This is a genomic window from Fluviicola sp. (genome assembly GCF_029266855.1).
Taxonomy (GTDB): domain Bacteria; phylum Bacteroidota; class Bacteroidia; order Flavobacteriales_D; family Crocinitomicaceae; genus Fluviicola.
Genome location: NZ_JAQSWB010000009.1, coordinates 80760 through 100940, shown reverse-complemented (window position 1 = coordinate 100940; position 20181 = coordinate 80760). Strand labels below are relative to the sequence as shown.

Sequence of the window (20181 nt, the reverse complement as noted above, 5' to 3'; positions counted from 1 at the left end):
AAAACCATGAGCATAATTTCCACCTTTTTGTCATTGCCACAAAAAGGTGGAGCCAAAAAGGTCTAGGCGTGGGTAAACCAATCGACCTGTTAGCAGGTTATGACAGATTTTCTCATAAACTCGTCGTTCCTCCTCAAACAATATGAGAAAATTTACTGTCATTTACTGCACAGGTTCCCGATCTTGTTCACCTAATCGCCAAATTTAGATTTGGACTGGTTGTATTAATTTTTGTCATGAAGGTTGAAATGTTAAAAATCAATACAAAAGACGCTGTATCTATGCTTTATATAAGCAGTGTGGGAACAAATCAGCATGAGTATGATACTCGCGCTAGCTTTTGGGAATATTAATTTGTTTCCAAGGATCCTGATCATCCGTGATTTTTCCTCCCCTCTGACGGAGTCTGATACTCATCAGAGTCATCAGACCTTGGTCCCCCTCCAAAGGGGGAAATTGATACCATCTCTGCACACAACACACGTTAAGCCTCTTCTTTGCGTCCTCCGCGCCTTTGTGGTGAAATTTATAAACTAAACCGATTTACCTGAACTTCCTGCATTTTATATTGGTTTCCAGCGCTTTTCCGTTGTAATTTTGTGCCATGAAATATGCTTTGTTTGCTCTTTTGATCGTGTTGGGAATTTCCTCATCTGTTGTTGCACAAACGGTTCCGCTTCGCGTGGTTTCCTACAACTTACTGAACTTCCCCAACGGAAGGAATGATTGCGGTGCCGGGAATGTCAACCTTCCCAACCGGGCAGATTCCCTACGTAAGATCATGCGGTATCTCCAACCGGATATTTTCGTGGGTTGCGAGATCCAGACAGAAGCCGGCTGCGACAGTGTACTGACACGAGCGCTGAATGTTTTCGGAACTACACATTACCAGCGGGCGAATTTCGTTCAGAACTCCAATGGCGGAGATTTGCAGAATATGCTATTCTACCATTCGGGGAAACTGACACTGAAGGAGCAACGCAGTATTCCAACGGGTATCCGCGATATTGACCATTACATTTTGTACCTCAACGACAATACTTTGCCACAGCATCATGATACCTGCTTCATCGAAGTATTTATGTGTCACCTGAAGGCCGGAAGTGCCAGTGCAGACCAGAGTGATCGCGCGGCTCAAACAGCTTTATTGCGAACTGTCCTTGACGGAAGACCCCAGGGCCGGCATATGTTTGTATGCGGTGATTTGAATACCTATCGCAGTACGGAAGTTGGTTACCAGAATTTGGTAAGCGGCGGAAGTAATTTCCTGAAGGATCCGATCAATATGCCCGGAAACTGGACGAACAACTCTTCATTCGCCGGGATACATACCCAATCTCCACGGGCAAGCGGTTCCACGGATTGCGGAGTAACGGGTGGTTTGGATGATCGTTTTGACCACATCCTCGTATCGCAGAATGTGCTAAACGGGGCAAACCTTTTGCAATACACTCCTTCGTCTTACAAAGCCATCGGGAACGACGGAAGCCATTACAATCAAAGCATCCTGGCAGGAAGCAATTCCCAGTATCCGGATTCAGTGGTGCGGGCACTATACTATTCTTCTGATCACTTACCGGTGAAACTGGATGTAACTGCAACGATCCCAACAACTAACGGATTGAACCTGACACTGAGTATGACAGGAGGAGCTTGTCAGACAGGCGGTACAAGTGTAACGGTGAATCCTAACCTGGGCCAGGCTCCGTATTCGTATCAATGGAGTGCAAATGCCGGTTCACAAACAACAGCTACTGCGAGTAATTTACCGGCCGGGAGCTATTGCGTTACGGTAACAGACAACAATGGGCTTTCGGATGTGGTTTGTTTTGAAGTAGCATCCAATGATCCCTTAACTGCAAGTACTTTTCCCGGATTGGATGAGGGAACATGCAACGGGCAGACTTTTGCCGTTGCTTCCGGAGGTGAGGCTCCTTATTCGTATCAGTGGAACGATCCTCAGAATCAAACGACTTCTACTGCAAGCAACCTGTGTGCAGGAACATATACTTGTGTGATCACTGATCAAAACGGTTGTTCGGCAACGGTTACGGCCACCATTTTTTCAAATACCACATCCGTAGAGGAATTGTTTGCAGGAACGGATTTCACACTTTTCCCTAACCCGGCAAATGAAAGCATCATGCTTAGCTGTGAAAATAACCTCGGATTGGGAAGACTTAACCTGAGAATTCTAAGTGTTTCAGGGGAAGTGGTCCAAATACAGCAGATTGATTTTTCGGATAAGAACCAAGTGGTGATCCCGCTGGATGATTTGCAGAAAGGGGTTTATTTTGTGGAGATAAGTAAGGATGGAGTGAAGTTGCAGAAGATGCTACTTAAGCAATAATTCATACTTACCTTACAGCTTTCGCACTAACGTTTGTCGCTATTTCGTCTTCACCCGCTACGCGGCCTCTTGCCAAGGCTGAAAAAGTATGCAAAACATCCTTTTTAATTGTGCCATTCTAAGCCGCTCGTGAAAAATATCTTTTTCGATGTTTTAAGTCAAAAGTGGCAGATCAGGATCTGAAACGCGCAGTTATGTGTTTTACGCAGATAAGTTCTAAATATTTGCGCTCTTTGCTTCTCTGCGGTTATAAATTACGCCTTGTTTAACCGCTAAGAGTGAAAGAACGCAAAGGTTTGAATAGTTGTCTTATCAAAAAGCAATCTCCTAAAGTTCAATATTCTTAGATTACTTTTTGGCGCTACCTGTTTTAAGTACATAATTCCCGCTAGTAAGCGCCTCCATATCTGTGTGTCAGTGGGAAGAGTTGGGATTTTTTGTGTGATCACCAGAGTAAATAGGTATAAAATCTTTTTTTGATTTTTCGTAACTTTCCGTATGACAAAAGAACAGCTTTTAGAATCGTATTTAACCAACCTCAGCAAGAAATTAAACGAGGTGGATTACAATTCTGCGGACAAGGAACGACTGGCGGAGTTGGTATATGCCATTAAGTACCAAATGAGCCAGCGCCTGAATGAACATTTCCAGGAGCATTTCATCGACGACCTCTCTGATGAAGAGATAACAGCATTTTTTGAATTGGTCAAAAAAAGATCAGATGAAATCATTGCAGCACTGCCGGTGAGTTTTCTGGATTAATCTCTGCACAAAATGGTCGTGAAAATTGAACCCAGAAGAAAATAATATATAAAAACATCCCATTCACCTACTTTGCAGAAGTTGCTAAAAATGGGGTTTCAATACGGAAGGTTACTATTAAAAGAACTTAGAGGATATTTAAGACAATAGGATGTTAAGATATTAGGACTGAATTATTTCCTTGTTTTGAAAAATCTAGTCCTAATATCATAAAGTCTTAAAATCCTGATGTCTTCCTAAGCTTCGATCATTCGTTTCATATTCGCCAATCCTTCTTCGAAATCTTTTCCAACCGCATTCTCCATGTTGAAGAACAGCATGAAGGCATTGAAAGGCCATGGAGTTTTGCTGGTGAAGCCCCAGGCAACCCTGGTTTGATTTTCATCCACTTCAGTAAGTGTGAAATAAGCATTTGCAATACTTTTCATCGGTTTCATGAAACGCAGTTCAGTTTCGATACGCTGATTCGGAACCAGCTTTTTGATTTCCTGTTCACCTTCACCAACTTGTTTGTGCTGACTTTCCCATTTGGAAATAAACCCAACGGTTTTGTCCGTACCAATGTAGGATTTCTTCATCTGGGGATCAAGTTGTGCCCATTTGCTCCATCTGTCCTGGGTTTCCAGTGAGCTCAAAAAATCAAAGGTTTCAGCAATCGGTTTGTTTACAACCGTTGCGCGCTCTACCGCGAAGTTCTTTTTGCTGAGAGCAGCGATAATCAGTATCAGGGCGATCAATCCGCCGAGAGAACCAAGAATAATCCAAACTATCATCATAAGCTTAAAATTTTAGTATAAATAAACGATTTTTTGGGATATTAAGCATCAAGATATTAGGACTTTAAGACAGAAAATAGTGCAGTTATGTAGAATCAAGTCCTGAGGTCTTAGAATCCTAAAATCTTAAAATCCTCTCAGTGTCTAATAACCGGGTAACACAAACAGTACTTTTCCACAGGTTGTGCCAGGGCAGAAATATTCAGGTTGTCCGAAGCCTTCGAGACATCGATCGTTTGACCGTCTTTCATTAGTAAATTAATGGTTTGTTTCACCTGACTGTAGGCATTGTTTGAAAGCAATTCGGAATAAACGAAATAAGTGATCTCTTCGTCGTTGAGCTGATACTGGGTGCGAACCAATTCCTTTTCCATTAAAATACGGTCCGGACTGAAAGGTTCTTTGGCTATTTCCACCTTATGCAAATTGCGGTCAACCAGGTTCCTTGAAAGGATCGACAAGACTTTATCGGTATGGTTTTGCCACACTTTTACAGCTCCCATCACATCAAAATCGTCCAACTGGGCGAAGGTTTTCAAGATTTCCGGGTCTGTTTCGAAATCCACTTTTTGAATATCGCGACTCATAAAAAACAACAAGGCCGGACTTCCGAATAAGGTTTCACCGTCACGGATCAGTTTCTTTGCCCTACGTAAAATATTAATCAGCATGAATTCACCGGAAACCACCGTTTTATGGAGGTAAACCTGCCAATACATCACACGTCGTGCCACCAGAAACTTTTCAATGCTGTAAATACCTTTTTCGTCGATTACCAACTGGTCATTATATACATTCAGCATTTCGATGATCCGTTCAGTACCCACGATTCCTTCCGAAACACCTGTGAAAAAACTGTCGCGTGTCAGGTAATCGAGCCGGTCCATATCTAACTGACTTGAAACCAACTGATAAAGAAACGTTTTGTGATATTTATTGGCGAAGATCATCAGCGCCCGTTCCAGGTCGTCTGAATTTTCAGGGAAATCGCGTTTCAGAGCCTGGATGAAATAATAGGAAATCTGTTCGTGACTGACATTCTTAACAATATCGAATTCCAGCGCATGACTAAAAGGACCGTGCCCGATATCGTGAAGCAGGATAGCAACCAAAACAGAACGTTCTTCTTCAATAGTAATTTCATGACCTTTTCTGCGAATCACGGCAACGGCCTGCGCCATCAGGTGCATAGCCCCGATAGCATGATGAAAACGCGTGTGGAGAGCTCCCGGATAAACCAGGTGTGTCATTCCCAATTGCTTGATTCTTCTAAGTCTCTGAAAGAAAGGATGCTCCACCAAATCGAAAATAAATTCGTCGGGAATTGAAATAAAACCATAAACGGGGTCGTTGATGATTTTCTTTTTATTATTTCGATGTGTGTTTGTGCGCAATTGAATACCTTTATATAAATCTAATATCAAAGCTAATTAATCTTTAGGATATGCAAGCAAAGATTCTGTGGGCAGATGACGAAATGGAGTTTCTAAAACCGCATGTACTCTTTTTGGAAGCAAAAGGATACAGTGTAGAACTCATTAACAACGGTAGTGAAGCTGTCGAAAAATGTCAGGAAAACAATTACGATATTGTCTTTCTTGATGAGAATATGCCAGGTATTTCCGGATTAGAAACATTAGCCCGGATCAAGGAGATTACTCCAATGACCCCGATCGTTATGATCACGAAAAGCGAAGAGGAATCCATTATGGAAGAAGCGATCGGCAGTAAAATCGCCGATTACCTCATTAAACCGGTCAATCCGAACCAATTACTCCTGTGTTTAAAGAAGAACCTAGATCACCGGAAACTGGTTTCTCAAAAAACAAACTCGAATTACCAGCAGGAATTCCGCCAGTTGGGCATGCAGCTCAATGGTCGTTTGGATGCTGAAGAATGGAAGGATGTTTTCAAAAAACTGACTTACTGGGATTTGGAATTCAAGGGAATTGAAGACCAGGGAATGCTTGAGATCCTGAATGCACAGCGAAAAGAAGCGAACGACCTGTTCTGCCGTTTTGTTGAAAATAACTACGAAGATTGGTTTAACGGACAGGAAGAAGCACCCGATATGGTTCATCATTTATTGAAGGACCATGTATTTCCTTTATTGGATGAGAAAATCTTCCTGATGGTGATCGACAATTTACGTTACGATCAGTGGCAGGTTTTGAAACCAATCCTTTCTAATTTTTTCACGATTGAAAAGGAAGAAATTGTTTATTCGATTCTCCCAACCGCAACACATTATGCGCGTAATGCCCTGTTTGCCGGATTGATGCCATCGGAAATTGAAAAGCGTTTCCCGAAGCAATGGCTGAACGAAGAAGATGAAGGCGGCAAGAACATGCACGAAGCCACTTTCCTGGAAGGAAACCTCAAACGAAACGGCAAGAACGTGAAATGGTCGTACCACAAGATCACAAACCTCGAGGCGGGGAAAAAACTGGTAGATCAGTTTCATACTTTGTGGGATAATCAGTTGAATGCGATCGTATACAACTTCGTGGATATGCTTTCTCATGCGCGCACTGAAATGGATATGATCAAAGAACTGGCAGCTGATGAAGCCGCTTATCGTTCCCTGACACTTTCCTGGTTCGAGCATTCTCCCTTACAGGAAATGTTTAAGAAAATTGCTGAAAAAGGAGGGAAGGTCGTAATCACAACAGATCATGGAACGGTTCGCGTTACCAACCCGGTGAAGATCGTCGGAGACCGCAGTACGAATACCAATTTGCGTTACAAAACCGGACGAAACCTGAGCTACAAGGATAAAGAAGTATTTACGATCAAGCATCCGGATAAGGTAGGACTTCCAAAATCGAGCTTATCTGCTGAATTTGTATTTACCAGAGAGCAGGATTATTTCGTCTACCCCAATAATTACAATCACTTTGTGAACTATTACAACGACACTTTCCAGCATGGAGGAATTTCAATGGAGGAATTGTTAATTCCCTTTGTAATTTTGCAGTCGAAGTGAAAGAACTGATAGCACATAGTTTAGATGATATTCCTTTTGTAGCAAAAGAATTGCTGGAATACATCGGAAACAGGAAAGTAGTGGCATTTTATGCAGAAATGGGTTCGGGCAAAACGACACTTATTTCTGCAATTTTGCGCGCCATGGGGATCGAATCACCGGAAGGCTCCCCCACTTATTCCCTGGTGAATTCTTATGAATCGGCTTATTTTGGAGAAGTGATGCATTTTGATGTTTATCGCTTAAATTCCCTGGAAGAGGCAATGGATGCCGGGGTAGAGGAGCTGCTTTATTCGGGAGCTTATTGTTTCGTGGAATGGGCGGAGATCGTTGAGCCATTATTGCCGGATGATGTGGTGAAGGTGAGAATTAAGATTGGTTTGGATGGGGATAGGTTGATTTCTATTTTTTAATTGCTTTATATACAGGCTTGTCCCAATATTGGGACATTGGGTTTTTGGGAAATTGCGAAGTTTTACATTCGGGAATTTCCTAACTGAAAATTTCTGAAACCAAGCTCTTCTCACCAACTCTCATATCCATATTTTTCGTATCTTCGTTTGGCTAAAATTGGACTCAGACTATGGTAAAGGACCCGGAATTACTCAAACAACTTTTGAAAGAGGGCAATATTCTTCCAATGGAAGAAATGCTCGAGATTGCTAAGAAAAAGGGCCGATTAGTCATTGGGATTCCAAAAGAGTTAAGTTTCCAGGAGCGCAGGGTTGCCCTGGTACCGGAGGCGGTTTCATTTTTAGTTGCAAACGGACACGAGGTACGTGTAGAAAGAGGAGCAGGTGAGTCGAGTAAGTTCAGTGACCGCGAATATTCCGAAGCAGGAGCAGAGCTTTGTCCGTCAAACCGAGAAATCTTTGAATGCGATATTATTCTGAAGGTCACACCGGCTTCGGAGGAAGAAGTTGACCTGATGAAAGGAAATCAAACCCTGATCTCGGCATTGCAATTGAGCATTCAGCCCAAAAGCATTCTCCAGAAATTAATTGAAAAGAAAGTAACCGCCATTGCGTGGGATTATATCCGCGACGAACAGGGAGTATTTCCCGTTGTCCGGACCATGGGTGAGATTGCGGGCACAACTTCCATTTTGATCGCCGGCGAGTTATTATCCTCCTTCAACGAAGGAAAAGGAATCATGCTCGGAGGAATTGCAGGTGTTCAGCCCACAGAAGTTGTTGTGCTTGGAGCTGGAACGGTAGGCGAATTTGCTACCCGTGCGGCGCTTGGTTTGGGAGCTTCAGTGAAAGTTTTCGATAACAGTTTATCCCGTTTGCGCCGTTTACAGAACGATTTGGGTTCACGGATCTATACCTCCGTTTTACAGCCGAAAGTATTGGCAAAATCTATTATGCGTGCCGATGTTGTTATCGGCGCTATTCGCTCGCCTTTGGGCCGTACACCATGTGTAGTCTCAGAAGAAATGGTAGAGAACATGAAAGAAGGTTCTGTTATCGTTGATGTGAGTATCGACCAGGGAGGATGTTTTGCAACTTCGCGGGTAACCAATCATAACAATCCGACGTTTGCTAAACACGGAGTCGTTCATTACTGTGTTCCGAACATTGCTTCGCGTGTTCCCAGAACTGCATCTTTTGCTTTATCCAACATTTTCTCCCCGATCTTAATGGATATGGGAGAATCGGGTGGTTGCCTGGATCTGATCCGCAACGACCATGGATTCCGCTCAGGAGTATATATTTATAAAGGGATTCTCGTAAGTGAAGTACTGGGCCGGGTTTTCGATCTGAAATACAAGGACATTGACTTGCTTATGATGGGCTTGAAAGGGTAATTAGCAATTATCAATGAACTAATTATCAAGAAGTATATGCTTAGATCATTCTTAATGATTATTAACTAAACCATTGATAATTAATTAACTATCCTCCGCGTTTATTTCCTTTGTATTTCACCTTCTTGTTCGTCCACTTGTAGCGCTTCTTGTTGAAGTTTTCTTTTCCGCGGTTACCCGAATTGAATTTGTAAACCAGGCCGACATTGTGCTGTAGATAACTCCCGCCTGCCAAAGTACCACCCGTAAATGCGAATTTCCCCGATGTTTGTATCTGGAAACCTAAACCACGAAAAAAGAACAGGTTTACTCCCAGACCAACATTTCCGGTTAAGCTGCTCACACCTGGCATTGGAGTGCGTTGTGTCATTCCAATTCCCAACGAAACATAAGGATCGATCCAGCGTGGAGTAATTAAAGGGTAAAAGCTGTATTTGCAATTCAGATCAAGAGATAGAAAGACACCGGAGCGATTGATGGAATCATTGATCAGTTTTCCGGCACGGTAAGTAACAAATGCGCCTGAAAATTCTGCGCTCAATCCGTATTTAAAGTATTTGTCAACAAAGAGCCTGGTTGGGAAATATTCGTAATTCCAGGACTGTGCCACATCAAAAGGCTGACATAAACCACGACCGTCATCTTCAACAGCTGTCCAGCTTACACCGATCATCCACGAATAAGGTTTCCGGTTTCCTAAAACATATGGTTGAGCATCAGCGGAATTGGTGACAAACAAAAATGTAAGAAGCAAGACTGCGTGCAGTAAAGTCTTTTGAATTGGCATGAATCGAGTCTGTTAATTTGCCCCAAATGTATATAGCTTATCTGAATATCCCGCAATTTTTTTGAAAAATGTTGGTATCTTAGCCAAAACTGAAACGGGTGATAAGCAACAAATTAGGACTAAAATGGCCTGAGACAACCCATGTATGGGAGAAGGATTTAGTTCGAAAGGTCAATTTCCTAAATCTGATTGGTTCTTTCAATATTGTTGCTTCACTGATTGTGTTTAATCTCATTGGTTTTCAGTCCTTAAACATCCATTTTTTCATTGCTCTGGGTCTTGCTGCGGGTGTAGTTTTATTGAGTTATCGGGGAAAATTTATCCTCGGATCTTACCTTTTTTTTGGAATCGGTGTTTATCTTTTGGGAGTTGCAGCCTTGTATATGCAACTGGAAAGTAATGTGATGATGTATTTTTTTCCTTTAACACTTTCGATTGTCCAGATTTATGGCAGAAAAGAGTTATTTGGACATCTGATCGCCTGGTCTGTGGTTTATTTTCTTACAATCGGTTTCCTGGTTGTATTTGGATCGGACTATTATCCGACAACAGTAGATCCGGAATTGATGGCTACGCTGAAAGTGTTTAACGGACTGTTTGCATACTTTTGCGGATTAATGCAGATCATGGTGATCACCTGGTTAAATATCAAACAGGAAGAGCAGATTAAGCAGGTGATTCAAGAGAAGCGGCTTCTTTTGGCAGAGTTATATCACCGGGTGAAAAATAACCTGAACATAGTTACCAGTTTAATTAACATCAAAAAGAATAATTCGAATTCGCAGGAAGTGATTGATGCCCTGGAAGATTGCAGGGGAAGGGTTTATTCCATGGCCTTGGTTCATCAGCAAATGTATTCCGGATCCAAGGTCGGGAATTTGAACATGATGGATTATTTGGTGGAACTTATCAGGAATGTAGAACATGCATTTGGTGGTGATGCAGATGTGGTACTGGAAGTAGATTCGAATGAATTGATCCTGCCAATCTCCAAAGCCGTTCCAATCGGGTTAATTATGAATGAGTTGATCACGAATTCGTATAAGCATGCTGTTGTTCCCGAACAAAAGTTAATCGTTACCATACATGTTTCCCTACGTGGAAATTCCCTTCAGATTGACGTATCCGATAATGGACCGGGAATTAAACCCGATAGAGAAAATAGTCATTCCACGCTTGGATTTGAGCTGATCCGCTCCTTATGCGAACAAATTGATGCAAGTTTTATCATCGGTAAGAATACAGTCAAAACTTCCGGCGCAAATTTTCAGATCAAAATCATTGATTATTCAGTGAATACGCACTTACACGTTTAATTTTTAGAATTACGAATTACTTCCCGATAGCTATCGGGATACGAATTACGAATAAAGTAATTTATTAAATACCCCATTTCTCAATTTGGTTAGTTTCCGTTTATCGTCAATTAATCATTGAGGCAATACTCTAATTCGTAATTAGATATCGAATTCCCAAGCGCTCCGATAAACCCCGTTCTGTTCAATTTCATGGATCAATTCCGAATAAAAAGGATCATTTCCCAAAGTTGCGCTGTCACCAATGATGTAACAGGCTCTTTTTGCCCTGGAAATAGCCACATTCGTTCTGCGGTAATCTTTTAAAAAGCCAATGATGCCTTCGGGATTTGAACGCGTCAGGCTGACTACGATATTTTCTTCTTCCTGTCCCTGGATGGCATCAATAGTGGAAACTTTCCATTCACTTCCGAGTTCTTTTTGCAAGCGTGCAATTTGGGCGGAATAGGGGGCAAGGATGACGGTTCGTTCCGGATCAAGAGATTCCGATTCGATCAGTTTACCGATTACTTTTATTTCGTCCCAATTTTCAAAACTTCCGGTCATTTCATTTTGAGTTTCCCCGTTTCCAAATCCGGCCATGTCAATAAACTGGATCTGACCGGCTGGAATCCCTGCGGCAGTTTGAAGCAGGTTGTGATAGAAATAAGGATTGATCACTGAAACAATTTCCGGCGACATGCGGTACTGCTCGTTTAATAAGACCGGTGCCAGGATTTCGCTGACTGTTTCAAGTAAACTTTTGTTCAAACCCAATTCTACGGCTTTATTACTTAGAACAACAGGCGGTAATTGCTGTGGGTCGCCGCAGAGTACCAGTTTTTTAGCAAAACTTGCTACGAGCCAGGTCAACGGTGCTAAAGCTTGCCCCGCTTCATCCATGATCACTACATCAAAAGTGTGGTTTTTGGAGAGCTGATTGAACAAACCTACAGGTGTTCCTGCAATGACCGAACTCGTATCTATCAGCTGTTGTTCCGAATCATGAGCCAGTTTACGGATCTCTTTTTGCAGTTCGCGCAAGTCCTTCCGGGCCGTTCGACGTTCATCCGCAGCTTCTTTGGTGTAATTCCGGATGTGGCGGTTTGCTACCTGTTCTGCTTTCTGAATTTGTTTTTTTAAACTCTGACTGTATTGTGCAGCCTTCCCGGAATCCAGGTATGCATCAATGGTATAAGGGATTATCTCCGGGGCAACTTTCTCGTTATTCCCAACGCGAAGCAAAGAAACAGCCGAGTCGATAATCTTTTTACACAGGTTATCGACGGCGGTATTACTTGGTGCAGTAATAAGCACTTTTTTTCCGCGTTTGACCAATTCTTCTATAGCAACAGCAAGCGTATGAGTTTTTCCGGTTCCGGGAGGACCCTGGATTACGGCACTCAACTCATTATTTAAAATAGCACCGGCGGCTGCCTGCTGGGAAGGATTAAGTGTTTCGTGAACGAATGCATGGTTTTCTTTTTTCTCCTGAAGACTGCTTTCAATCTCTTGCAGGTGTTTCTGTTCTTTCAGGAAACGCAGTCCGAACTGCATGCATTCCAATGTCCGGTCGTCCGGAGTGAAATCTACACGTACTGAGTTTTCACGTATATTTCCGTCAATTTCTTCTTTACAAAATAAAAGGAGGGAATACGCATTCAATTCAACGATCCGCGCTTTGTAGCTTTTATTTTCAAGATATAGCAAAACAGCAGCACCTCTTTTGAAAAAAGTATTGTTAATGACAAAAGAAGTTTCCAGCTGGTAGAAATCACCATCGATTCCACTGCGGATATCTGCAATCTCACAGGGAAACACGCTCAATCCCTGTTTTCGCAATTCATTCGGAGAAATTTTTAAGTTTTCTGCCGCGAGGTACTGCGAATGGGAAATTTCTTCTTTGACCGCTTGTTCCAAATGAGGGTGTATCGACTGCATGATCTGTTTTTAGCTTGCGAATATAAGCTTAACTCTTAACCTAACTTTATTTCCCACGGACGTGCACGGATGGACACAGAAGAAAAAAATACATAATTCAATCTTCAAGATTTAATAAAATAATGAACTTTCATGTTCCTCTGTGTTCCTCCGTGGGAAATCTAAATTACTTCACTCGTTACGAAATAACATTATTCTCGTTTTCGAATTTGCGGTAAGAAAGCAGGATTGCAATCACTGCCAATAGGACCATCACTCCGAAGGCCATTGCTACCAGGTGCCATTCAAGAGTTCCCGCAATCAGTTCTTTTGTTGCCAAAACAATGTTTACAACCGGGATTAATGCAGTTACCTCGTTCAGTTCCACACCGGGGAAAAATCCGACCATGGCAGGTAAAATGATCAATAAGTTGAGCGGAGAAATAATACTCTGTGCTTCTTTGAAACTTTTTGCCCGCACGGCAATCGGGATCATGATTCCAGCGAAGAAAATGATCAAAGGACAAAGCAGGGCATAAAGCATGATAATGAAGGTCGGTGAAAGAATGTCTTTGATCGCCTGGAGCACAACCGGATCTTTTACCATGTTGAATACTTCTATTGACAAATAAATTCCAAGTAAATTAAAGGTTGCCGCCAACAAACCGGAAAGCACTACAACACCCATTTTCCCGAAAAGAATTTTCCAACGCGGAACAGGAGTAGTTAACAGGGTTTCGATCGTTGAACGTTCTTTTTCACCGGTAAACAAGTCGATTGCAGGGAACATACAGCCCATAAATCCGAAAGCTATGAACAGGTAGGGCAGAAAACCGCCTGCCAATTTCCCGATCATTTCTTTGCTGGAAGCTACATTGGAATGTGCCAGGATGAAGGGAGTGATTTTCGCTTCGTCGATTTTCAATTCGGCATAGCGTTCTTTTTTCCAGTTTTCCTGGATATATGTCAGGTAAGCGTCTGCCCGTTCTTTCATTCCCAGATCCGTTCCATCGTGAAAAACAGTTACGGAAATAGGTTTCATTGCTTCTTTAAGCTGTTCGGCATTGTTCGGAACATAAATTCCTACCTGAATAGAATCGGCCCGAATGGCACGGACAAGGGAAAGGGTATCAGTAAACGGGATAAACTCTCTTTTTCCAAGTGTTTCTGGAACCTTAAGTAAATCTGCTTCCAGGCTTCCCACCTGGTTGCTTACCAAACCGATCTTCACCTTTTTCTCTGCCGCTTCTTTCTGGAAGCTTTCCGAAACAGACATAAAAACGCTCATGATCAGTGGGAACACCAATGTTGGGATAACGATCATCATCATAATCGTTCTGCGATCGCGTAAAGTATCGCGCAATTCTTTTTTAAATACGGTGAAAATCATGCCAGTTCGGTTTTTTGGTCGTTAACAATTCGAATAAATTCTGCTGTAAGGTTCGGAGCTTGCTGCTGTGCTCTGAACGCTTCCATGGTGTCGTTATACAAAACTTTGCCTTTATGAATGATTGTGATATCATCACACAAAAGATCCACTTCTCCCATGATGTGACTGGAAAAAATAACGGTCTTCCCCTGGTTCTTGCAATCGCGGATCAGCTGGATGATGTTTTCGGCTGTAATGACATCCAGCCCACTTGTAGGTTCATCAAATATGACTACCTGCGGATCATGGATCATGGTTCTGCAAATAGAAACTTTCTGCTTCATTCCGGTGCTCAGTTTCCCAATCCGTTTGTTTTGGAAATCATGCATGTCGAGCAGGTCATACAATTTCTTTTTGCGCATTTCAATGTCATTTTTCGGAACGCCGTATAATTCACCAAAATAAGAGATCAGTTCATTAGGTGTCAGCCGTGCATAAAGTCCGGCGGAACCTGTTAAAAACCCGATGTGCTTTCGTGCTTCCTGCGGATCTTTTACCGCATCCACATTGTCAATAAGGATTGTTCCCTTAGTGGGCTTAAAGATCGTGGACAGCATCCGCAGTGTGGTTGTCTTTCCGGCTCCGTTGGGACCAAGCAGAGCATGAACCCTTCCCGGAAGGCATTCGAAGCTAATATCGTCAACGGCAAGCACGGAATTCTGGGTGGTCCCCAATTCTTTCTTTTGTTGCCTGTTTAAGGTAAAGGATTTACTGAGATGCGAAATTTGAATCATAGAGTGAGATTATGGTACTAAATTAATAAGTTGTCGGAAGGAATACCAGTTAATACGGGATGAAAGTGATTTTTTAGGATGAAAGGTTTAATTTGAGGTTTAACTTGGTGCGATATTTCCTATTCCCTCTTTGAAAGGGAGGAATGCCCCCCCTCTTAGTCTCCTCATGACGGAGTCTGATACTCGTCAGAGTGGTCAGACCCTCAAGGGGAGAGAATAATGAAGTCTTCTCAATGCTTCTTGAATCACTTTACTTACTTCTTCATGTTCGGAAACGGTCATGAAGTGAGTTCCTCCCGGGATAATATAGTCGGGAGTGACCTTTCTGATTGGGAAGATTCTGTCTGCTTCCCCATGAATATGAAGCACTTTTGCCGGGATTTTTTCAGTTCTTTCCCAGTTAGCCACCTGGTGAATGGCCCATTTGGTGAAAACAGGATCCGAATCTGCCAGGATCTGATCCAGGGTTTTTCTTTCTTGATCTGTTTGCGTCCCGAAAAGCCAGTGATTGATAGATTTGTTTCCTAAAACCCGTTTCATCGGTATAAGTTTATGCAGACCGATCACGCCGCTGAATCGCATTGAAAACGGAAGTTCGGATCGCATTTTAACGCTGGATAAAATAAGAACCGGGCAATTCCCGAATAAAGAGCTCATTTCCTGGGCGATTATTCCTCCGAAGGAAATCCCGATAAGAATGGGATCCGGGGTTTTGACATGCCTGCTTAATTGTTTTACATAAGATTCAAGTGTCTGGTTTCTGTAGCTTAAGGGTTCCCATGGAATGAATACAGGAGTGAAGACACCAAAATCAATTTGATCGAATACCCGTTCGTCTGCACCTAACCCTGAGAATATATAGCAAGCAGGTTTTTCCATGCTGAAAAGATAATGAATTCCTTACTTTGTTTCCCGAAAGCCCAATTTGTAGGATATCCCAAAAAGAAGGTTCAATGAGTGGGTTCGTACTGTACGCGAATAATAATTTTGGTTAATGGCATTAATCAACCCGAAGTTGTCGCGGATTTCTAATGAAACATTCCATTTCTTTTTGATGGGAACTTCTATTCCAAGACCTCCAATTAAACCGAAATCAATGGGTTGAAAATCAGGGATGCTATTAGAAGTGCTTTTGTAGTCTGTTGTTGTTCCTCCAGCATACGGATAATACATTGTTCCTTCCGCAGATTCCTTTTGTTTCGTTGAAACACCCACAAATAAGCCCGTATTGAAAAAGAAATGAGCTTTCTGACCATACGAGAAACGTGCTAGTACCGGTAGAGTTAAATATTCATACTGATGACTGCCCTTACCTGAACCAACTATTCCTGTTCCGGCATCACTATAACGAGTCTTGAACGAATAATTATTTTGCTGAAACATGATTCCTGTTCTCAGAGAGAAACGTTTACGCGTATTCCATTGAAAGCTAAGTCCAACCGAGCTTCCATATCTGATTTGAATAGTTGAATAATTGAGATCATTGTTCCGATAAGGTTTGTTTTCAATAAAAGGTGAAATATTGGCACCACCTTCTATTCCGAATTCATAACGGTTGTCGTGTTTCGAGTGAGAATCATCCGAATCAGAAGGATTGATCCAGTAACTAATTCCAAGTAAAAGGCTTGTGGAATAGGTGGATGCCAATCCTTGGTTGTGATACAATCCTGAAGAACGTTTTCGAATGTCTGTTAAGCCGTAATTTCCTTTTGCTTCCAATGAAAGTGTCCAGCGTTCTTTTATTGGAACTCCAATTCCAATCCCTCCGGATACTCCGAAGTCAAAATTGCGGTAATTGGTAGCTTCATCTTTTAAATAATAAGGATCGAAATTAGACTGATCTCCGGTTGTTTTGTCATGCTTTTGCAGAAGAATTCCCATGTATGCCCCCGCATGGAAGAAGAATTTTACTTTTTCACCGAAAGTAAGACGCACCGTCAGTGGTAGAGTCAGGTAATCAAAGCGTGCAGAAAAACCGACTTGATAAGTCGTATCAATATACCAAGGCTCATGCTTTACTGTTGAAGTATAACCTTTAGCTTCATAATTCAGTCCTGTAAGGAGAGAAATGAACTTCGAGAAATGATACTGGAATGAAAATCCGGCAGAACTCAAAACAATAGGTTCGTATTTGTACGTGCTTTTTGGGCCGCGCAAGTTGGTAATACTGGGCCCGCCTTCAATTCCCAGTTCAATTTTGTTTTTTTGAGCCTGTGCGAAATTTGCCGTGAAAACTACTAATAATGTTATCGCTTTTAATCCTTGATTCATGGTTGGCAGTTATCTATTCTTCATCCTTATAAAAGCCTAATTTGTATGCTACACCAATACGTAGGTCGGTTGTATTTGTGCGCCATTGTGTATTACTGCTGGTAGCAATGTCTAAGATTCCGGAATAGTTACGTACTTCTGCGGAAATCACCCAATATGTTCTGATTGGAATGGCTATCCCGATTCCTCCGGCAATCCCGAAATCCCAGCGATTTAAGCCGTTTAGGCTGTGGTCTTTGAAGACTTGTTCGCTCTCGGAAGTGTTTAATGTTGTTCGATCCGTTTTTGCCAAAAGAAAGCCGGCATATGGACCTGCATTGACAAAGAACTGGACTTTTTTTCCAAAACTGGCTTTCACCAAAATAGGGAAAGTCAAATAGTCCAGTCGTGAGCTTATTTCTCCCGTTCCAATTTGGTTCCCGTTAGCATCTGTAAATAAGATATCCTTTAACTGAAATCCTTTTCGCTGATAGGATACTCCTGTTTTGAAGGAAAGAAAGTTTTTACAGTTGTATTGAAAAATGAATCCTCCCGAGCCAAAAATGGCGGGTTCCGGGTCGAAATTAAACAAGGTGCTGTTTATCAGTACAGTACTCAGGTTCGGTCCGCCTTCCAGGCCAAGATCAAACATGCTGTTCTGCGCGCGAAGGGAAGTCATGCTTCCGATCGAAATAAATGAGAGAATGATTAAAATGGTTTTCATGTTAGTTTAGTTCTGAGGGATATAAAACGAAAAACGCCGGGTTTATTGTCCGGCGTTTTATTTATTAATGGTGATGTCCGTGCTCACCGTGTGAGTGACCGTGTGAAATTTCTTCCTGGGTTGCTGCTCTGACAGCTAAAATCGTTCCTTTGAAGAACAAATCCGTTCCTGCAAGCGGGTGATTGAAATCCATAGTAACCGTATCGTCCTTAATGTCAAGGATCGTTCCTCTCAAATGATTTCCTTCGTTATCTGTCATAGGTAAAACCGCGCCTACTTTAATCTGTGTTTCGTCTACTTTACCTGTTTCGTCAAAGAATACAGAGATCGGAATAAGTGCTACGTGATCATCATTTTTGTCACCGTAAGCCTGTGCAGATGGAATTGAAAATTCGAAAGTATCACCAGCTTTTAAACCGTGGATATTTTCTTCGAATAAAGGAATGATGCGCTCAATTCCATATAAAAATTCCATCGGCTGGTTTTCCGATGTTTCCTCAATTTGTTCACCAGTTTTGTGATTGGTCAACTTGTAATGCAAGGAAACCACCGTGTTCGTGTCTACTGTCATATTTTCAATAATTTGGGAATAAAGGTAATGTAAATTCGTGCAAACTAATCACAAATTGTTCCTTTATGGTCGGAATGCTGATACAAATCATCCAATTCCTGCAGTTCTTTCAGGAGTTCGGCAGAAGGGGGCTTATTTGTTAATTTTGCTAAATCCGGCTGACCGGCATCCACCCAGGCCGTGTACCAAATAGAACCTACAGCGATAATTGCCTGGCGCATACGTCGTTCCACCATTCCGTTCATGCGCTTTTGGTACTCGTCGCAAAAGGCTTTGGAATAGGTTTGAATCACCACATTCCCGCGGGTTTCATAAGTGTATTTCTGATCGCTCGGAAATTCAGCCGTCAATTCTTTTTCGATCGTAAGGACCGAATCTACTGCAGCATTGGATGCTTTGACCGCTTCCCAGGCAAAATCCAGGACATTGGGAATGTATTTTCCTTTTCCGACGAAGTAATCGTATTCTTCCGCATTAATCTCAACAATGCGACTTTCCCATAAACCATGAATTCCGCGCTGACCAGTCAACTGACCATTGTAATTCTCCGTAGTATGCAAAGGAACATGTGCATCACCGATATAATGGCCGATCTCTGCTGCATTTTTCAGGATCAGGTCGATATTTTTTGATTCAAAAGCTTTTTGAAGACGGTTTTTCATCACCAGGATATGCCAGGGTACGATTCCATAAGCCTGCAAGGTGTCTTCGGTGAATTTGGCAACTGCTTCGCTCCATTTTTTCGGAACAGCTTCGAAGGGATCTTGTCCGTTTACTGCGTAATGATCAATATCGATATAATGCCGCTGGGCTTCACCATCCACTCCATAGCGTCTTTTATCCGGGTCTACGGCATGTTCCGTAATGAACTCAATGTTTTCCTTGAAAAAACCGAACATTTCCGGGGGCAGTGTAAAAGTTGCCACGCGGTTGATTCGTTTGTGGCCGAAAAAACCCCAAAGATTGGAATGTGCCAGTGTATTATAGGGTAGCGGAGAAGTGTTTCCCAAACCCGAAATGAGCAGGGAAAATAGCAGAATAAAGTTAGTTCTCCGAAATGTTGACCAGTTTGCCATTTCTTAAAATTGGAATCACGTCTGTTTGATTTGGCGTCAAACAATACTTGATGTCTTCATTCAAATTTAAGTTTTTTAATCGTCTCCTGTGCGAACTTGACTTTAAAAATCCGAGATAATTGTCTTTCGCTGAAAGATATAGGTATTTTGCAGCGATGGAAGAATCTTCTACAGAGGTAAAGTTTCCGGTATTGATCAGGTGATCGCAAATAGCCCCGGCGCAGATCGTATCTTCCAGGTTGAATTTATCCTGCCATCCCGAACAAAGGCATAAAATATTCTTGTCCTGCTTTTCCAGCCAGGCATTCAAATAGTTCAGGTTCAGGAAAGAACCCACCACCACAATTTCAGCATCTTTTGCCACATCCAGTGATTTGGTTCCGTTCGTAGTTGTCAGAACAACCTCCTGGCCTTTGAATTCTTCTTTCATGTAAGAAAAAGGGGAGTTTCCAAAGTCGAAACCTTCTACGATTTGTCCTTTTCGTTCAGCACCTGCCAGGAAGCCTTTTTGTTTGTATTCCCAGGCTTCTTCTACCGTAGGAACGGGGATAATGGATGCAATTCCATTGTCGAATGCAGCACAAATAGCAGAAGTTGCTCTGAGCACATCGATCACTACCACAATTTCAAATTCACCCTTAAAATAAGCGTACTCACCGGGAGTATAGCAAACTTCGACTAGCTTTCTTGTATCCATAATCAGGGCGAAGG

General features: G+C 42.2%; 18 protein-coding genes. 6 read left to right on the top strand and 12 right to left on the bottom strand.

Going from position 1 to position 20181, the window contains the following annotated elements; translation table 11 throughout:
• Nucleotides 1–604 precede the first annotated feature (604 nt).
• Together K0S23_RS16590 and K0S23_RS16585 are read left to right on the top strand one after the other, a co-directional pair.
• Nucleotides 605–2350: a T9SS type A sorting domain-containing protein gene (locus K0S23_RS16590; protein WP_300359794.1), complete on the top strand. Its 1746-nt coding sequence runs from the start codon at nt 605–607 to the stop codon at nt 2348–2350.
• Nucleotides 2351–2848: 498 nt separating this feature from the next.
• Complete coding sequence (locus tag K0S23_RS16585; protein WP_300359792.1) at nt 2849–3112, top strand: hypothetical protein; 264 nt, start codon at nt 2849–2851, stop codon at nt 3110–3112.
• 236 nt (nt 3113–3348) lie between these two features.
• On the opposite strand, the gene K0S23_RS16580 is transcribed toward K0S23_RS16585, so the two are convergent.
• Together K0S23_RS16580 and K0S23_RS16575 are read right to left on the bottom strand one after the other, a co-directional pair.
• A complete protein-coding gene (locus K0S23_RS16580; RefSeq protein ID WP_300359791.1) occupies nt 3349–3888 on the bottom strand; it encodes an SRPBCC family protein in 540 nt (179 codons plus the stop codon).
• A 137-nt stretch (nt 3889–4025) separates the two neighbouring features.
• Nucleotides 4026–5312, bottom strand: coding sequence for an HD domain-containing protein (locus tag K0S23_RS16575; protein WP_300359790.1), 1287 nt, complete (start codon nt 5310–5312; stop codon nt 4026–4028).
• A 20-nt stretch (nt 5313–5332) separates the two neighbouring features.
• Between K0S23_RS16575 and K0S23_RS16570 the strand changes: the two genes are divergently transcribed.
• The 3 genes from K0S23_RS16570 to K0S23_RS16560 all read left to right on the top strand — a co-directional run bounded on the left by K0S23_RS16570 (nt 5333) and on the right by K0S23_RS16560 (nt 8684).
• The gene (locus K0S23_RS16570; protein ID WP_300359788.1) at nt 5333–6874 is read left to right on the top strand and encodes a bifunctional response regulator/alkaline phosphatase family protein; all 1542 of its coding nucleotides are present in this window, start codon (nt 5333–5335) and stop codon (nt 6872–6874) included.
• Nucleotides 6871–7287 carry a tRNA (adenosine(37)-N6)-threonylcarbamoyltransferase complex ATPase subunit type 1 TsaE gene (tsaE, locus tag K0S23_RS16565; protein WP_300359787.1) on the top strand — a complete coding sequence of 139 codons (417 nt, stop codon included), beginning with the start codon at nt 6871–6873 and terminating at the stop codon, nt 7285–7287. The genes K0S23_RS16570 and tsaE overlap by 4 nt, the downstream gene beginning before the upstream one ends.
• Nucleotides 7288–7457: 170 nt before the next feature.
• The gene (locus K0S23_RS16560) at nt 7458–8684 is read left to right on the top strand and encodes an alanine dehydrogenase (RefSeq protein ID WP_300359786.1); all 1227 of its coding nucleotides are present in this window, start codon (nt 7458–7460) and stop codon (nt 8682–8684) included.
• Between the two features lie 88 nt (nt 8685–8772).
• On the opposite strand, the gene K0S23_RS16555 is transcribed toward K0S23_RS16560, so the two are convergent.
• Entirely contained in the window at nt 8773–9471 is a 699-nt protein-coding gene (locus K0S23_RS16555) for a hypothetical protein (RefSeq protein ID WP_300359784.1), read from the bottom strand.
• 98 nt (nt 9472–9569) lie between these two features.
• Between K0S23_RS16555 and K0S23_RS16550 the strand changes: the two genes are divergently transcribed.
• A complete protein-coding gene (locus tag K0S23_RS16550; protein WP_300359783.1) occupies nt 9570–10787 on the top strand; it encodes a sensor histidine kinase in 1218 nt (405 codons plus the stop codon).
• Between the two features lie 141 nt (nt 10788–10928).
• Here K0S23_RS16550 and K0S23_RS16545 read toward each other — a convergent pair whose 3' ends face one another.
• The 9 genes from K0S23_RS16545 to K0S23_RS16505 all read right to left on the bottom strand — a co-directional run bounded on the left by K0S23_RS16545 (nt 10929) and on the right by K0S23_RS16505 (nt 20167).
• Nucleotides 10929–12707 carry an AAA domain-containing protein gene (locus K0S23_RS16545; RefSeq protein ID WP_300359782.1) on the bottom strand — a complete coding sequence of 593 codons (1779 nt, stop codon included), beginning with the start codon at nt 12705–12707 and terminating at the stop codon, nt 10929–10931.
• A 178-nt stretch (nt 12708–12885) separates the two neighbouring features.
• Nucleotides 12886–14076, bottom strand: a complete 1191-nt coding sequence (locus K0S23_RS16540; RefSeq protein WP_300359780.1) for an ABC transporter permease — start codon at nt 14074–14076, stop codon at nt 12886–12888.
• On the bottom strand, nt 14073–14849 hold the full coding sequence (locus K0S23_RS16535; protein ID WP_300359779.1) for an ATP-binding cassette domain-containing protein: 777 nt from the start codon (nt 14847–14849) through the stop codon (nt 14073–14075). Before K0S23_RS16535 ends, K0S23_RS16540 begins: the two co-directional genes overlap by 4 nt.
• Before the next feature lie 195 nt (nt 14850–15044).
• Nucleotides 15045–15728, bottom strand: coding sequence for an alpha/beta hydrolase (locus K0S23_RS16530; RefSeq protein WP_300359777.1), 684 nt, complete (start codon nt 15726–15728; stop codon nt 15045–15047).
• 21 nt (nt 15729–15749) lie between these two features.
• A complete protein-coding gene (locus K0S23_RS16525) occupies nt 15750–17120 on the bottom strand; it encodes a porin family protein (RefSeq protein WP_300359776.1) in 1371 nt (456 codons plus the stop codon).
• A gap of 13 nt (nt 17121–17133) precedes the next feature.
• Nucleotides 17134–17823, bottom strand: coding sequence for a porin family protein (locus K0S23_RS16520; RefSeq protein WP_300359774.1), 690 nt, complete (start codon nt 17821–17823; stop codon nt 17134–17136).
• Between the two features lie 64 nt (nt 17824–17887).
• On the bottom strand, nt 17888–18394 hold the full coding sequence (locus tag K0S23_RS16515; RefSeq protein WP_300359772.1) for an FKBP-type peptidyl-prolyl cis-trans isomerase: 507 nt from the start codon (nt 18392–18394) through the stop codon (nt 17888–17890).
• 44 nt (nt 18395–18438) lie between these two features.
• A complete protein-coding gene (locus tag K0S23_RS16510; protein ID WP_300359770.1) occupies nt 18439–19470 on the bottom strand; it encodes a zinc dependent phospholipase C family protein in 1032 nt (343 codons plus the stop codon).
• Entirely contained in the window at nt 19439–20167 is a 729-nt protein-coding gene (locus K0S23_RS16505; protein ID WP_300359769.1) for a 2-phosphosulfolactate phosphatase, read from the bottom strand. The genes K0S23_RS16510 and K0S23_RS16505 overlap by 32 nt, the downstream gene beginning before the upstream one ends.
• Nucleotides 20168–20181 lie beyond the last annotated feature (14 nt).

Excerpts from the sequence above, each read along its gene's own strand:
- K0S23_RS16590 (WP_300359794.1), top strand. The coding sequence starts at position 605 with ATGAAATATGCTTTGTTTGCTCTTTTGATCGTGTTGGGAATTTCCTCA.
- K0S23_RS16585 (WP_300359792.1), top strand. The coding sequence starts at position 2,849 with ATGACAAAAGAACAGCTTTTAGAATCGTATTTAACCAACCTCAGCAAG.
- K0S23_RS16580 (WP_300359791.1), bottom strand. The coding sequence starts at position 3,888 with ATGATGATAGTTTGGATTATTCTTGGTTCTCTCGGCGGATTGATCGCC.
- K0S23_RS16570 (WP_300359788.1), top strand. The coding sequence starts at position 5,333 with ATGCAAGCAAAGATTCTGTGGGCAGATGACGAAATGGAGTTTCTAAAA.
- K0S23_RS16560 (WP_300359786.1), top strand. The coding sequence starts at position 7,458 with ATGGTAAAGGACCCGGAATTACTCAAACAACTTTTGAAAGAGGGCAAT.
- K0S23_RS16555 (WP_300359784.1), bottom strand. The coding sequence starts at position 9,471 with ATGCCAATTCAAAAGACTTTACTGCACGCAGTCTTGCTTCTTACATTT.
- K0S23_RS16545 (WP_300359782.1), bottom strand. The coding sequence starts at position 12,707 with ATGCAGTCGATACACCCTCATTTGGAACAAGCGGTCAAAGAAGAAATT.
- K0S23_RS16540 (WP_300359780.1), bottom strand. The coding sequence starts at position 14,076 with ATGATTTTCACCGTATTTAAAAAAGAATTGCGCGATACTTTACGCGAT.
- K0S23_RS16535 (WP_300359779.1), bottom strand. The coding sequence starts at position 14,849 with ATGATTCAAATTTCGCATCTCAGTAAATCCTTTACCTTAAACAGGCAA.
- K0S23_RS16530 (WP_300359777.1), bottom strand. The coding sequence starts at position 15,728 with ATGGAAAAACCTGCTTGCTATATATTCTCAGGGTTAGGTGCAGACGAA.
- K0S23_RS16525 (WP_300359776.1), bottom strand. The coding sequence starts at position 17,120 with ATGAATCAAGGATTAAAAGCGATAACATTATTAGTAGTTTTCACGGCA.
- K0S23_RS16520 (WP_300359774.1), bottom strand. The coding sequence starts at position 17,823 with ATGAAAACCATTTTAATCATTCTCTCATTTATTTCGATCGGAAGCATG.
- K0S23_RS16515 (WP_300359772.1), bottom strand. The coding sequence starts at position 18,394 with ATGACAGTAGACACGAACACGGTGGTTTCCTTGCATTACAAGTTGACC.
- K0S23_RS16510 (WP_300359770.1), bottom strand. The coding sequence starts at position 19,470 with ATGGCAAACTGGTCAACATTTCGGAGAACTAACTTTATTCTGCTATTT.
- K0S23_RS16505 (WP_300359769.1), bottom strand. The coding sequence starts at position 20,167 with ATGGATACAAGAAAGCTAGTCGAAGTTTGCTATACTCCCGGTGAGTAC.